Here is a 14,148-nt window from a genome sequence, read left to right as displayed (position 1 = left end):
TATCACGGCCGACCGCCACATGACGCTCCGGGATCACCCGAATGATCGCGCCCTCGATGTGCGGGTTGGGGACGCCTTTCAGAACGTGGGCCTCCAGCTGCTGATCGCCAGTCTGCCTCGAGGCGCCTGGTGCCTGGGCTCGGAACCCTGCAACTCCTCCGGTCGTGAGGAGGCAAACTCGCGTTCAGGCGTCGTCGGCGAGGGCGGCGAGGAGTTCGGTGGGGGTGTCCTTGGGCTTGATCTTCGGCCAGGCCTGTTCGATCTTGCCGTCGGCGCCGACCAGGAACGCCGAGCGCTGCACGCCCATGTACTCCTTGCCGTAGTTCTTCTTGAGCACCCACACGCCGTACTTCTCGGCGATCGCATGATCGAGATCGCTGACGAGCGTGAACCCGAGCTCGTACTTGTCGTCGAACTTCTTCAGCTTGGCCGGCTTGTCGGGGCTGATGCCGATGATCACCGTGTCGCCGATGTCGGCGCTGATGTCGCGCAGACCGCACGCCTGCGTGGTGCAACCCGGCGTGTCGGCTCGCGGGTAGAAGTACACGAGCACGCGGCGGCCCTTGAGCGCCGACAACCGGACCGACTCCTCGTTCTGATCGAGGAGGGTGAACGCCGGGGCGCGCTTGCCGACGGCGGGGGTCGATGATGTTTCAGCCATGTGGGGCAGGATACGACGGGAGCACCGGTCGACGAAGTCGACGATCGGCGTCGCACCCCGCCGCCCACCGGCGGCTGCGGTCAGCCGATGAACTCTGCGCCGCGATCGACCGCCGCCATCACCGAATCGGGGTCGGTGGCGGGCAACCAGAACACGACCCGATCCACCCCGGCGTTGCGATAGCGCTCGACCACGTCGCTCTGCATCGGGCAGCCGTAGATCCCGATCTCGATCGAGCCGGGATCGCGGCCCGCCTGTTCGGCCATCTCGTGCAGCAGCGGCAGTCGTTCGAGCGGATCGGTGCGGCCGTGGATCGGCATCCAGCCGTCGCAGTACTCGACGATGTGCCGGAACGTGACCGGCCCACCGCCACCTCCCATGATCACCGGAGGATGCGGCTTCGTGACCGGCTTGGGGTACGAGACACTCGGGGCGATCTGCACGTGGTCACCGTCGAACGATGCTTCGTCCTGCGTCCAGAGCGCCTTGGTCGCGAGGATGCGCTCGCGGGCGCTCGTGCGGCGCTTCGACGGGTCGATGCCGTGATGCTCCATCTCGTCCTCGTTCCACCCGACGCCCACGCCGTACAGGAACCGACCTCCCGACAGGAAGTCGATCGACGCGGTCTGCTTGGCGGCGTTGATCGGGTGATGCTGGTTCACCAGCGCGATACCCGTCCCGACCTTGAGCGTCGTGGTCGCCAGGGCTGCGGCCGTGAGCACGACGAAGGGGTCCATCGTGCGCCAGTACATGTCGGGCAGATCGCCACCACCCGGATACGGGGTGCGTCGGCCAACGGGAATGTGGGTGTGTTCGGCAACCCAGAACGACTCGTAGCCGCGCCGCTCCAGCTCGGGCGCCAGGACGTCCGGACGGATCGTCTCGTCGGTCGGGAAGATCAGGGCGCCGATGTGCATGCCGTGACCGTAGAGAATCCCCGGTGCGCTGTCGATGCGGCGCCGCCTGGCCGCTCGCCGGCGTCAGGCGCCGGTGAGTTCGCGCCAGCGGGCCGGATAGGCCGCGGCCGCCTGGTCGGGGGTCATGCGCAGCGTCGACTCGGGCACGAGGTCGGCGATCTTGCGGCCTTCGGCGTAGTGGTGGTTGACGTTGCCGACGCCCTCGAACAGTTGCGGTCGGCGTGCGATCAGGTCGTCGGGCGGTTGCTCGTCGAAGAAACCCCAGATCGTGAACGCGATCGTGAGGTCGTGCACGACCGGAGCACGCGAGTACAGCGACGCCCGGCGCAGCGCGATGCCCAGACAGCCGCGAATCGCGTCGTCACGGCGCTCCTGGCCCTGCAGGTGAAGACGTGGAGCCAGCCGTTCCGCGATCGTCAGTGCGTATCCCTGATCGGGCCCCTGGGCACCCATCCGTCGGCCGACGGGCTGCAGGCCCTCGACGACGCCGGGTCGGTCGGGCGACCACGGTTCGGGGACGACGTCCGGCGACGAGTAGTAGCGCGTCTCGCGTGCACCGGCAGGGGCTGATTTCGGGGCGGCCATAGCGAGCCCCATCGTAGGCGCTCGGTGCCTCAGACACCGCCTACGGCGTCGGGCGCGTGCAGGAGGCCGTAGACCACGCTCTCCTCCAGCGCTCGCCACGATGCCTCGATGATGTTCGGGCTCACACCGATCGTCGTCCAGTCGGTCACACCGTCGGTCGCCGACAGCAGCACCCTGGTCACGGCGCCGGTCGCTCCCCCACCTTCGAGGATGCGCACCTTGTAGTCGGTGAGGTGGATGTTGGCGAGATGCGGGTACGCCTTGCCGACCGCGCGGCGCAGCGCGGTGTCGATCGCGTTGACCGGGCCGTTGCCCTCTGCGGTGAACACGTAGCGCTCGTCACCGACCCAGACCTTGACCGTGGCCTCGGTGTTGAACTCGCCGCCCCCGACCTCGTCGGTGATCACCCGCATCGACTCGACCTGGAAGAACTCGTGTTCCCAGCCGGCCGAGCGACGCATGAGCAGTTCGAGCGACGCATCCGCCGCCTCGAAGTGGTATCCCTCGTGCTCGAGTCGCTTCAGGTCGTCGATGACCTGCATCACGGCCGGCCCGTCCATGTCGATGCCGAGGTCGTCGGCCTTCATCTGGATCGTCGCCTTGCCGGCCATCTCCGACACGACGAACCGTGTGCCGTTGCCGACCGCTTCGGGACTGACGTGCTCGTAGGCGTCCTTCGCCCGAGCGATCGCGCTGACGTGCAACCCGGCCTTGTGAGCGAACGCCGACGACCCGACGTACGGCGCCTGCGGGTCGACCGCACGGTTGAGCGTCTCGGCGATGCGGTGCGACACGACGGTCAGCCGTTCCATCCGCCCCTCGGGCAGGCACAGGTAGTTCTGCTTCAGCTGGAGGTTCGGGATGATCGACGTCAGGTTCGCGTTGCCGGTCCGTTCGCCGAGGCCGTTCAGCGTGCCCTGGACGTGCCGGGCGCCACCGCGCACGGCCGCCATCGAGTTCGCCACGGCACACCCCGTGTCGTCGTGGCAGTGGATCCCGATGATGACGTCGTTGCCGACGTGAGCGTGGACGGCGGTGACGATCTCTTCGATCTCGTGTGGCAGCGAGCCGCCGTTGGTGTCGCAGAGCACCACATGGGTGGCGCCCTTGACGACGGCGGCCTCCAGCGCCCGGAACGAGAACTCCGGGTTGTCCTTGAACCCGTCGAAGAAGTGCTCCATGTCGACGAGCACCTGCCGGCCGTGTCCGTGCAGGAACTCGACCGAGTCGGCGATCATCGCGGCACCCTCGTCGAGGGTGGTCTTGAGCGCCTCGGTGACGTGGTAGTCGCTGCTCTTCGCCACGATGCAGACCGCCGACGTGTTCGCGTCGAGCAGGTGCTGCAGCGTCTGGTCGTCATCGACCTTGCCACGCGGACGTCGTGTGGACCCGAACGCCACGAACGTCGACGTGGTCAGGGCGAGTTCGGTCGCCGCTCGGGCGAAGAACTCGATGTCCTTGGGGTTGGCACCTGGCCAGCCGCCCTCGATGAAGCGGACGCCGAGGTGGTCGAGTTGCTCGGCGATGCGCAGCTTGTCGTCGACCGAGGCCGACACACCCTCGACCTGCAAGCCGTCGCGGAGTGTCGTGTCGAAGATCTCGACCCGCACCTTGTCAGGGGAGTTCGGTTGGCTGGTCATGGGGTGATTCCTCACTGGAGCAACAAAAAAGCCGCCCGGTGGGCGGCTTGACGAGCACGTGGATGTCCACGTGCTCTACGAAATGATGATGACGACGACGTCGTGGGAGGTCGGAACGCAACTCATCGCTCCCCATTCAACCCGTCGCGGGCGCGAACGTCAAACGCCGAGGTCCCCCGGGTGGGTCCGAGACGGCGATCCTGGGGACAAAGCTGTGCACGAGCTTGTGTACGGAAGGTGGATGAACACCAAATTCCTGGGGATTGACGGAAAGTTCAGGGGATAACCCTGGGGATTCAGAAATACCCCTTGACCTGGGGTTTCTCATTCGCGAAGGTATCCCTCGTACCGGAGAGCGCACGCCGACCGGGGCCGGGAAACCGAGTCGCACGACGAACACCTCCGGGTGATCCGAGAGCGATGACGAGTTCGGCCCACGAGGCGGAAGCGGGTCCGGACGGAGCGAGAAACCACTCGCTCTGGGTACCGAGTCGCCGGGCAACCGGTGGCCACGGGCACAGGGTTACCGGGCCGAGGCCGAGGGAGCACCCCAACTGCTCCCGAATGCCGAGGTTCGGCGGCGTCACCATCCGATGGCACGGTTTACCGGGTCAGCGTGAACGACGTCGAGAGGCGACGGAGCCGGCTTGCCGGCAGACCGGGCCTCGGCTCCGGCAACGGGGTCCGGTCCGCCGGGCAGCGTGGTCGGGGCGGCACAGCGGCCGGGGAACCGGCGGCAACGCCAGAGCGCAACGAGGTCGGGTAGCCGATCGACCGGGTGCTCAGCTGCGAGACAGAGGCCGGTCCGCCGGCCCGAGGCTCGGAGTGGCCGCGAACATCGGGCGACCGATGGACGGTGTCGAACGGCAGCGGATCCGGGCAACCGGGTCGACGGCCGAAAACGGGCATCGCCCGCCAGACCTTCGGGTCCGACGGGCGATGTGATGATCGAGCGAAAGGCTAACGCCCGCAGATCGATCGGTGGTGGATCGCTCCACCTTTTGGGTAGCCCCGGGGGCTGCGCCGGCGTCAGCTGGCTGCGGCACCCGGGGCCGCTCTTTTTCGGGACGGTCAGGATCCGGGCGTCAGTCGGCTTCGTCGACGTGCACGGCAGCGACCTCGGCCGGTGCCTCGGCCCGGTCGTCGTCGCCCTCGGCCCCGAGCAGCTGCTCGACGTCGTCTCGCCGGTCGTCGTCGCCGTCGGGTGGCAACAGGTCGCCCGTGCGTTCGGTGCTGCCCGGCAACTCCTCGTCGCGGGTTCGTGCCTCACGCATCGCTACGTCGTCGGACGCGACCTGGTTCGGGTCGTTGACGCCCTGCATCTGGTCGGGCGGGAATCCGGCGACGCCGGGAAGGCCGTCGTCGCCCACCTGCTCACCGAGGACGTCGCCATCGAGTTGGGGTGCGTGGTTGTCAGACATGGCACGAGGGTGCCCGAGCGGGTTCGGCGCCAAACGTGGCCGGGCTACGGTGGGCCCGTGACCGAACCCCGCCGACACCTCTCCCCCGGCATGCACGAACAGCTCGAACTGGGGTACGTCTTCGGCGGCCTCTCGACGTTCGGTCAGCGTCCGTTCCTCACCGACCCCGAGCAGCTCGATGAGTGGCAGCCCGACGTCGCGATCGTCGGCGCACCGTTCGACATCGCCACCACCAATCGGCCGGGCGCCCGGTTCGGCCCGCGGGCGATCCGCTCGGCCGCGTACGAGTCGGGCACGTACCACATGGATCTCGACATCGAGATCTTCGACCACCTCGAGGTGGTCGACTACGGCGACGCGTACTGCCCCCACGGCCAGACCGAGACCAGCCACCGGAACATCCGCGAGCGCGTCCACCAGATCGCCTCACGAGGCATCGTCCCGATCGTCCTCGGCGGCGACCACTCGATCACGTGGCCCGCCGCCACCGCCGTCGCCGACGTGCATGGCTACGGCAACGTCGGCATCGTGCACTTCGACGCGCACGCGGACACGGCCGACATCATCGACGGCAACCTCGCCAGCCACGGCACCCCCATCCGGCGCCTGATCGAATCAGGGGCGGTGCCCGGCGACCGATTCGTGCAGGTCGGCCTGCGCGGGTACTGGCCACCCGCCGACACCTTTGCGTGGATGAAGGAGCAGGGCATGGTCTGGCACACCATGCAGGAGATCTGGGAACGCGGCTTCAAGGCCGTGATGGCCGACGCGATCGGCGAGGCTCTCGGTCAGGCCGACAAGCTCTACATCTCGCTCGACGTCGACAGTCTCGATCCGGCCTTCGCTCCCGGCACCGGCACGCCGGAGCCGGGTGGCATCACCACGGTCGACTTGCTGCGCATGGTCCGCCAGCTGGCCCTCGACCACGAGGTGGTCGGCATGGACGTCGTCGAAGTCGCTCCCGCCTACGACGTCAGTGACCTCACGGTCAATGCAGCGCACCGCATGGTGTTCGAGGCGCTCGGCGGCATGGCCGAACGTCGCCGCCGCAACGCCGCACCCCCCTCCCCGTAGGAAATCGAGAAAGTTACGGCCGGCTGTCGAGAACGCCGGATGTGGTTCGTCTCCACTCCGTACCACTTATGACACACAGGAGGAACCAATGAAGTACATGCTGCTGATCTACAGCGAGCCGGGCGCCGAGGGCGTCGGCACCGAAGCCGAGCAAGAGGCGGCGATGGGCGAATGGTTCGCCTTCACCCAGCGCATCGTCGACAGCGGCGAGCTGGTGGCCGGTGACCCGCTCCAGGGCATCGAGACGGCGACCACCGTGACCGTCCGCGGCGGCGAGACCGTCGTCACCGACGGGCCGTTCGCCGAGACGAAGGAGATTCTCGGCGGCTACTACATCGTCGACGTCGACTCACTCGAGCGGGCGCAGCAACTCGGTGCCGAGTTGCCCTCGGCGAAGTACGGCCGCACCGAGGTCCGCCCGCTGATGGTGATCCCGGGAGCGGGCGGCTGAACTCGCCCGACGCCGAGCGGCGTCGCTTCGAGGGTGTGGTCCGAGAGCACTCGGGCCGCATCCTCGCGTCGCTGATCGGCCAGTACCGCGACTTCCAACTGGCCGAGGAGGCGCTGCAGGACGCATGGCTCGCCGCTGCCGAGTCGTGGCCAGCCGACGGCTGGCCGGACAACCCACCGGGCTGGGTGTTCACCGTCGCGTCGCGCAAGGCACTCGACACGATCCGACGCGAACGGAGCCGCAGCGAACGTCAGCAGTCCGCACATCGAGAGCTCGAGCGGCGCGAGCTCGACGAACTCGACCGGCGGGCCGAGCGCTGGCACAGCGGCGTGGACGACGACCGCCTTCGGCTGCTGTTCACCTGCTGCCATCCGGACCTCGACCTCGAGTCACGGATCGCCCTGACCCTCCGCAGCGTCACGTGGCTCGGCACCGACGAGATCGCGCAGGCGTTCGGGGTCCCGACGCCGACGATGGCCCAACGAATCGTCCGCGCCAAGGCGAAGATCAAGCGCGCCGGGATCCCGTACCGGGTCCCGGTCGGCCACGAGCTGCCCGGACGGCTGGCGGGGGTGCTCCGCGTCATCTACCTCGTGTTCAACGAGGCGTACCTGTCGAGGCGCACCGATCAACCGGTCCGGGTCGACCTCGCCGACGAGGCGATCCGTCTGGGACGTGCCCTCGTCGACCTGATGCCCGACGAGCCCGAGGCGGGTGGCCTGCTCGCGCTGATGCTGGCGCAGCACGCACGGGCCCACGCACGCTTCGACGAGGTCGGCGATCTGGTGTTGCTGGAGGACCAGGACCGTGGCCGTTGGGACCGGGCCGCGATCGGCGAGGCGGGACGAATCCTCGAAGCGGCGATGCGACGGCGCTCGATCGGGCCGTACCAACTCCAGGCGGCGATCGCAGCCCTGCACAGCGAGGCCTCGACGTTCGCCGACACCGACTGGGCGCAGATCGTCGCCCTGTACGACCTCCTGGTCGGGATCGACGCCAGCCCGGTCATCGCCCTCAACCGAGCGGTGGCCGTCGGCTTCGCCAACGGCCCCGAGGCAGGACTCGCCGCGATCGATGAGATCGTCGCCGACCCGTCACGCTTCCCTCAGCCGCATCTGCTGTCGGCGGCACGGGGCGAGTTCCTCACCCGGTCGGGTCGGCACGAACAGGCCTCCACGGCGTTCGAGGACGCACTCGCCACGGTCTCGTCCGACACGGAGCGACGGCACCTCGAGCGGCGGCTCCGGGCCGTCCGGCACCTGTCCGGGTGATGATCGGTCAACGGCATGTGAACATCCGATGGTGCTTCGGTGGACCCCCTGGGCACCGCGCCGTGGGTGCACTACGGTGCCAGGTGTTGCGGCCGGTGGCGATGCCATCACGTTGGGGACGTGCCGACAGCGACAACCAGCGGCGGATCGACAAGGAGTGTTGAACATGGGCCAGCGGCTTCGAACATGGGTGGGCGCAGCTTCCATCCTCGGACTCATCGGGGCGATCCCGGTCGGAACGGCGTCGGCGGTGAGTTCGCCGGACGACGCCGTCTTCATCAGCGAACTGCACTACGACAACGGCGGCGGCGACGAGGGTGAGGCGATCGAGGTCTTCGGTCCGACCTGCACCGACCTCAGCGGCTGGACGATCGAGCTGTACAACGGCAGCCCCAGCCAGCTCAACGTGTATGACACGCTGCCGCTGGGCGGCGTCATCCCCGACGGCGGCGCCGGCTTCGGTACCGTCTCCGTCGCTGCAGTCGGCATCCAGAACGGCGGTCCCGACGGCCTCGCACTCGTCGACGGCACCGGCACCGTCCGTCAGTTCCTCAGCTACGAGGGTGACTTCACGCCGACCGACGGCCCCGCCGCCGGCATGGCCTCGACCGACATCGGCGTCGCCGAGGCGTCCGACAGCCCGATCGGCGATTCGCTGCAGCTCCAGGGCACCGGCGACACCTACGGCGACTTCACCTGGACCAGCGGCGCCGACAACTTCGGTGGGTTCGGTCTGATGACCCCCGAGGGCGCCGGTGGCGACCCGGCGGCGTGCGCGGTCTCGCCGATCCGCATCAACGAGTTGCACTACGACAACGCCAGCGACGACGTCAACGAAGCGGTCGAGGTGCTCGCTCCGGACGGCACCGACCTCGCCGGTTGGACGATCGCGCTCTACAACGGCAGCTCCTCGCAGCGCAACGTGTACGCCACGCTGACGCTCTCCGGCGTCGTCACCGACCAGGGTGACGGCAACGGGGTCGTCGTGGTCGAGGGCCCCGGAAACGGCATCCAGAACGGTGCACCCGACGGGCTCGCGCTCGTCGACCCCGACGGTGCCGTCGTCGAGTTCCTCAGCTACGAGGGCTCGTTCGAGGCCGCCAGCGGCCCGGCCGCCGGCATGACCTCGACCGACATCCTGGCGCAGGAGACCAGTTCGACGCTGGGCGATCAGTCGCTCCAACGCGATGGCACAGGCGCCTGGGCCGGCCCACTCTGCAACTCGTTCGGCGAACTGAACGATCCCGAGGCCGAGACGACGTGCCCGCTACCGCCCGCCGAGGTCAAGATCCACGAGATCCAGGGAACCGGCGGCGACTCCCCGCTGCTCGGCCAGCGCGTGATCGTCGAAGGCGTCGTCGTCGGCGACGAGGAGGGCCCGTCGCCGGCGCTGCGCGGCTTCTTCGTCCAGGAAGAGGACACCGACGCCGACGCCGACCCGGCCACGTCCGAGGGCATCTTCGTGTTCAACTTCGACGACGACGACGTGAACGTCGGTGATGTCGTGCGGGTCGAGGGCACCGTCGAGGAGCAGTTCGACAACACCCAACTCGGCTCGTTCGTCGAGGTCGAGGTGCTCGACGTCGAACCTCGGGTCGCGACTCCGGCGACACTCGAGTTCCCGCTCCCCGTGGCCGGTGACCTCGAGGCGTATGAGGGCATGGCGGTGACCATGCCGCAGACGCTCGTGATCTCCGAGTACTTCAACTACGACCGCTTCGGCGAGATCGTGGTGGCGTTGCCGGCCGACGGCGAGGACCGTCCCTACAACCCGACGGCCCTGTTCGACCCCGACAGCCAGGAAGCGGCCGACCGGCTCGACCTCAACCTGCGTAGCCGGATCACCGTCGACGACGGCAACAGCAGTCAGAACCCCGACGCACCGATCCATCCGATCAACCGCAAACCGTTCACGCAGGACAACAGCTTCCGCGGCGGTGACCAGGTCGTCGGTCTCACGGGCCCGATCTACTACGCGTTCAGCCAGTATCGGATCGTCCCCGTGGCCGATGGCGGCTACGACAGCTACGTGCAGACCGAGCAGCCCGAAGCCCCCGAGGCGGTCGGCGGTGACGTCCGTGTCGCCACGTTGAACGCTCTCAACTACTTCGTCAGCCTCGACACCGCCGACACCTGTGGTCCGACACAGGACCAGGACTGCCGTGGAGCCGACGACGCCGAAGAGTTCGATCGGCAGCGGGTCAAGCTCCTCAACGCGCTCGAAGGGCTCGACGCCGACGTGATCGGCCTCGTCGAGGTCGAGAACACCCCGGGTGTCGAACCGCTGGCGGACATCGCCGCCGGCCTCAACGACCGCCTCGGCGCCGGCACGTACGACTACATCGCCGCCGGCGACAACTCCGTGGTCGGAACCGACGCGATCAAGGTCGGCATCATCTATCGGCCCGCCGCGGTCACCCCGACCGGTGCAGTCGCGGTGCTCGACACACCCGAGTTCCTCAACCCGAACGGGTACGTGAACGACGATGGTTCGTCCGACGACAAGAACCGGGCGTCGGTCGCAGCGTCGTTCATCGACAACGCGAGCGGTGAGGTGTTCTCCGTGGCGGTCAACCACCTGAAGTCGAAGGGCTCCGAGTGTGGTGCACCCGACGATCACCCGCTCGCGGGCAACTGCAATGACACCCGCACGAAGGCGGCGCAGGAACTCGCTTCGTGGATCGCCGGCGATCCGACCGGCGTTGACGACGACGACTGGCTCATCCTCGGCGACCTCAATTCGTACGACAAGGAAGACCCGATCTCCGCACTCGCGGCGAACGGCTACGCCGACCTGATCGGCGAGTACGGCGGCGAGCTGGCGTACAGCTACGTGTTCGACGGCCAGTTCGGCTACCTCGACTACGTCATGTCGAGCTCGTCGATGACGTCGCAGGTCACCGGTGCCACCGAGTGGCACATCAACGCCGACGAGCCCGACGTGTTCGACTACGACACCGGGTTCAAGTCCGACTACCAGGACGCGTTGTTCGACCCGGCGTCGCCGTACCGTGCGTCCGACCACGACGCTGCCGTCGTCGGACTCTCGCTCGAGAGTTTCGACGCCGACGTGATCACGTTGCCGGGCACCCTCTGGGCTCCCAACCACAAGCTCCGAAACGTGCTGGTGTTCGCCACCGACTACCGGAACCTGATTCCGAGTTCGATCGTCGACGTCACCTCGTCGGAGGCCGACTCCGGGCTGGGTGGCGGTGACCGGCCGAACGACATCCAGATCGTGAACGACAACCTCGTGAAGCTGCGCGCGGAGCGCTTCAGCACCGAGGGCCGCACGTACACGCTCACCGTGATGCTCGAGCAGCCGGGGCAGGTTCGGTACGAGACCTCGACGGTGTTCGTGCCGCATTCGCGCCGCTGGTGGTGGCGCTGAGGTTCAGCGGGCGTCGTTGACGCTGCGGAACGGGCACGGCGGCTTCGGTCGCCGTGCCCGTTCCGCGTCCGGACCCGGTTCGGATTCCGTCCCGCCGCCTTGCCCGGCGTACCGTCTGTCGCCATGACCGGCCGCCCGTTCTGGATCGACACCGACACCGCGTCGGACGATGCCGTCGCTCTCGTCATGGCACTCCGTCACGCCGACATCGACGTCATCGGTGTCGGCGTGGTCGCCGGCAACGTCCCGCTCGACATGGCCGTGCAGAATGCGCTCTACACACGAGAGCTGTGCCGACGCGACGACGTCCCCGTCCATTCGGGTGCCGCCGCTCCGCTCTCGATCCCGCTGGAGACCGCACAGAACGTGCACGGCGGTGACGGGATGGGCGACATCGGGCTCGCCCTCGCCGGGCGGGTGCCGGACGAGGGTGACGCCGTCGAGGAGTTGATCCGCGCATCGCACGACCACGCAGGCGAACTCACACTGGTGACCTTGGGCCCACTCACCAACCTCGCGCTCGCCGTGCAGCGCGACACCACGCTGCCGTCCCGTCTCGCCCGAGTGGTCACGATGGGAGCTGTCGCCGATCACATCGGCAACGTCACGCCGGTCGCCGAGTTCAACATGTGGGCCGACCCACACGCCGTCGACGTCGTCCTGCAGTCGGGCCTCGACGTCGAGTTCGTCGGTTGGGACATCTCCCGGCACTTCGCCGTGGTCGAGCCGGACCTCGCGGCCGATCTCCGGACGATCGGCACCCCGCTCGCCGGGTTCTGCATCGACATCCAGTGCGTCGTCGCCGAGTTCTGTGCGACCGAGACCAAGCTCGCCGGGTTCGACCTGCCCGACCCCATCGCGATGGCCTACGCGATCGACCCCTCGATCGCCACCGCGGTTCGGCGACTCCACCTCTCCGTCGAGACCGAGAGCGAGCTCACCCGCGGCATGGTCGTCATGGATCTGCTCGGGCTCACCGGTGCCGAGCCGAACGCCACGGTCGTCACGGCGGCCGACGCTGCGAAGTTCATCGAGATGCTGCGCGCCGCCCTGTCGTGACCACCGCGGTCAGGCCAACAGCATCCGCGCCCGTCGGGCGCACTGTCGCTCGATCGCAGCGGTCCGTGCGCGGCGGTCGTCGAGGTCGTCGAGGTCGAGCAACGTGACCGACTGGCGCCACACCCGGCTCCTCCAACCACCCAGCAGGCGCACGGCCATCCGCTCGTCCCACCGCCCGAGGCCACGGTCGAGGATCTGCAACCACGGCACGCGCCGCTCGAGGACACGGTCCTGCACGAGGTCGGCCGTCTCGGCGATCACCTGGTTGATCTCGTCGTAATCGCGCTTGCGATGCTCGATCATCGTGCCGTCGATCGACGCCCACTCGGGTTCGAGCAGATCGATCAGTGTGAGGACCAGGTCGTAGTTGATGTGGGCGTTGACACCGGCGAGCAGGAGTTGCATCGGGTGCGCGTCGTTGCCGACCGCGGCAGCATGTGCCAGCACCCACGGCTCGGGGATCATCAGACCCTCCGACCCCCCGTCGATCGATGCGTCGTAATACGACGCGAAACGTTCGAGGAGGAGGAGCACCCAGTCGCCGTCGCGGAACCGATCGTTCACGACCGCGGTCACGACCGCATCGGTCATCCGTGCGTAGCAATCGAGGAACACCGCCCGGCCGTCGCCGCACTGCTCCCACGACGCTGCACGCTCGGCCATGTCAGCTGCCAGCAGTTGCTGGCGTGGCCGACCGTTCGGTGCGCTCCCGGCCGTCACGTCACTGTGCCAGCTCGCACCAGTCCTTGAAACGATCGACCTCACCGCGGACCACCTGGTGGTAGAGCTCGGCGATCGCCGACGTCTTCGGGCCGGGGCACGGGATCGAACGATCGTCGACCGAGTTCACGGAGCTGACCTCGGCAGCCGTGCCGACGAGAAACATCTCGTCGGCGATGTACACGTCGGACCGAGCGAGGTTGTCGCACACCGCCTCGATCCCGAGGTCCTCACAAAGCGCCATGACCGTGTTCTGCGTGATGCCCTCGAGGGCGCCGGCCGACACCGGCGGGGTGATCAGCTTGCCGTGGCGCGACACGAAGATGTTCTCGCCCGAGCACTCGGCGACCAGTCCGTTCGGGGCGAGCATGAGCGCCTCGTCGTAGCCGGCCTTGAGGGCTTCGACCTTGGCCAGCGACGAGTTGACGTAGTTCCCGGTGGTCTTCGCTGCCGGCGGCATCGTGTTGTGGTCGTGCCGGGTCCACGACGACGTCTTCAGGCGGACGCCCTTGGTCACCGCGTCGTCGCCGAGGTAGGCACCCCACGGCCAGCAGGCGATCGACACGTCGACCGGGCAGGGCATCGTGTTGAGCCCGACCTCGCCGTACCCGAGGTACACGAGTGGCCGCACGTAGCACGACGGGAGCCCCGTCGATGCGACCGTGGCCTTGGTCGCCGCGATCAGTTCGTCGACCGTGTACGGGATCTCCATGCCGAGGATCTTCGCCGAGTTGAAGAGCCGTTCGATGTGCTCGGTCAACCGGAAGATCGCCGGCCCCTGCGAGGTCTCGTAGGCACGGATGCCCTCGAACACACCGGTCCCGTAGTGCAGCGTGTGCGTCAGCACGTGCACCGTGGCATCTTCCCAGGCGACGAGTTCGCCGTTCATCCAGATCTTCGGGGTCGGTGTGATGGGCATCGTGTGTCCTTACTGATGAAGCAGGTGGTGGCGTCGCCC

General features: G+C 68.0%; 12 protein-coding genes. 5 read left to right on the top strand and 7 right to left on the bottom strand.

Annotated features, from left to right (window positions below):
• Positions 1-184: 184 nt before the first annotated feature.
• The 5 genes from bcp to R8G01_22000 all read right to left on the bottom strand — a co-directional run bounded on the left by bcp (position 185) and on the right by R8G01_22000 (position 5,224).
• A complete protein-coding gene (gene bcp / locus R8G01_22020) occupies positions 185-661 on the bottom strand; it encodes a thioredoxin-dependent thiol peroxidase (protein MDW3216685.1) in 477 nt (158 codons plus the stop codon).
• Positions 662-741: 80 nt separating this feature from the next.
• Positions 742-1,578 (bottom strand): TIGR03619 family F420-dependent LLM class oxidoreductase, encoded by an 837-nt coding sequence (locus tag R8G01_22015; GenBank protein MDW3216684.1) that lies wholly within the window; start codon positions 1,576-1,578, stop codon positions 742-744.
• 63 nt (positions 1,579-1,641) lie between these two features.
• Positions 1,642-2,163 (bottom strand): hypothetical protein, encoded by a 522-nt coding sequence (locus tag R8G01_22010; protein ID MDW3216683.1) that lies wholly within the window; start codon positions 2,161-2,163, stop codon positions 1,642-1,644.
• A gap of 29 nt (positions 2,164-2,192) precedes the next feature.
• Positions 2,193-3,803, bottom strand: a complete 1,611-nt coding sequence (cimA, locus tag R8G01_22005; protein ID MDW3216682.1) for a citramalate synthase — start codon at positions 3,801-3,803, stop codon at positions 2,193-2,195.
• 1,085 nt (positions 3,804-4,888) lie between these two features.
• The gene (locus R8G01_22000) at positions 4,889-5,224 is read right to left on the bottom strand and encodes a hypothetical protein (protein MDW3216681.1); all 336 of its coding nucleotides are present in this window, start codon (positions 5,222-5,224) and stop codon (positions 4,889-4,891) included.
• A gap of 57 nt (positions 5,225-5,281) precedes the next feature.
• Here R8G01_22000 and speB point away from each other — a divergent pair, with 57 nt between their 5' ends.
• The 5 genes from speB (at position 5,282) to R8G01_21975 (ending at position 12,470) form a co-directional block, all read left to right on the top strand.
• Complete coding sequence (gene speB / locus R8G01_21995; protein ID MDW3216680.1) at positions 5,282-6,298, top strand: agmatinase; 1,017 nt, start codon at positions 5,282-5,284, stop codon at positions 6,296-6,298.
• Between the two features lie 88 nt (positions 6,299-6,386).
• A complete protein-coding gene (locus R8G01_21990; protein MDW3216679.1) occupies positions 6,387-6,749 on the top strand; it encodes a YciI family protein in 363 nt (120 codons plus the stop codon).
• Between the two features lie 35 nt (positions 6,750-6,784).
• Positions 6,785-8,020 (top strand): DUF6596 domain-containing protein, encoded by a 1,236-nt coding sequence (locus R8G01_21985; protein ID MDW3216678.1) that lies wholly within the window; start codon positions 6,785-6,787, stop codon positions 8,018-8,020.
• Positions 8,021-8,210: 190 nt separating this feature from the next.
• A complete protein-coding gene (locus R8G01_21980) occupies positions 8,211-11,411 on the top strand; it encodes an ExeM/NucH family extracellular endonuclease (protein MDW3216677.1) in 3,201 nt (1,066 codons plus the stop codon).
• A 123-nt stretch (positions 11,412-11,534) separates the two neighbouring features.
• A complete protein-coding gene (locus tag R8G01_21975) occupies positions 11,535-12,470 on the top strand; it encodes a nucleoside hydrolase (GenBank protein MDW3216676.1) in 936 nt (311 codons plus the stop codon).
• A gap of 9 nt (positions 12,471-12,479) precedes the next feature.
• Here the strand turns inward: R8G01_21975 and R8G01_21970 are convergent, their stop codons facing one another.
• Positions 12,480-13,133 (bottom strand): DUF5995 family protein, encoded by a 654-nt coding sequence (locus R8G01_21970; protein ID MDW3216675.1) that lies wholly within the window; start codon positions 13,131-13,133, stop codon positions 12,480-12,482.
• 58 nt (positions 13,134-13,191) lie between these two features.
• Positions 13,192-14,109, bottom strand: coding sequence for a branched-chain amino acid transaminase (locus R8G01_21965; protein ID MDW3216674.1), 918 nt, complete (start codon positions 14,107-14,109; stop codon positions 13,192-13,194).
• Positions 14,110-14,148: the final 39 nt, after the last annotated feature.

It is taken from the genome of Ilumatobacteraceae bacterium, assembly GCA_033344875.1.
Lineage (GTDB): Bacteria > Actinomycetota > Acidimicrobiia > Acidimicrobiales > Ilumatobacteraceae > Ilumatobacter.
The sequence above is the reverse complement of the archived record's forward strand: the minus strand, read 5'-3'. Positions and strand labels throughout refer to the sequence as shown.

What these genes read in the sequence shown, in the direction of transcription:
- bcp (MDW3216685.1), bottom strand. Translation starts at nt 661, where the DNA reads ATGGCTGAAACATCATCGACCCCCGCCGTCGGCAAGCGCGCCCCGGCG.
- R8G01_22015 (MDW3216684.1), bottom strand. Translation starts at nt 1,578, where the DNA reads ATGCACATCGGCGCCCTGATCTTCCCGACCGACGAGACGATCCGTCCG.
- R8G01_22010 (MDW3216683.1), bottom strand. Translation starts at nt 2,163, where the DNA reads ATGGCCGCCCCGAAATCAGCCCCTGCCGGTGCACGCGAGACGCGCTAC.
- cimA (MDW3216682.1), bottom strand. Translation starts at nt 3,803, where the DNA reads ATGACCAGCCAACCGAACTCCCCTGACAAGGTGCGGGTCGAGATCTTC.
- R8G01_22000 (MDW3216681.1), bottom strand. Translation starts at nt 5,224, where the DNA reads ATGTCTGACAACCACGCACCCCAACTCGATGGCGACGTCCTCGGTGAG.
- R8G01_21990 (MDW3216679.1), top strand. Translation starts at nt 6,387, where the DNA reads ATGAAGTACATGCTGCTGATCTACAGCGAGCCGGGCGCCGAGGGCGTC.
- R8G01_21975 (MDW3216676.1), top strand. Translation starts at nt 11,535, where the DNA reads ATGACCGGCCGCCCGTTCTGGATCGACACCGACACCGCGTCGGACGAT.
- R8G01_21970 (MDW3216675.1), bottom strand. Translation starts at nt 13,133, where the DNA reads ATGGCCGAGCGTGCAGCGTCGTGGGAGCAGTGCGGCGACGGCCGGGCG.
- R8G01_21965 (MDW3216674.1), bottom strand. Translation starts at nt 14,109, where the DNA reads ATGCCCATCACACCGACCCCGAAGATCTGGATGAACGGCGAACTCGTC.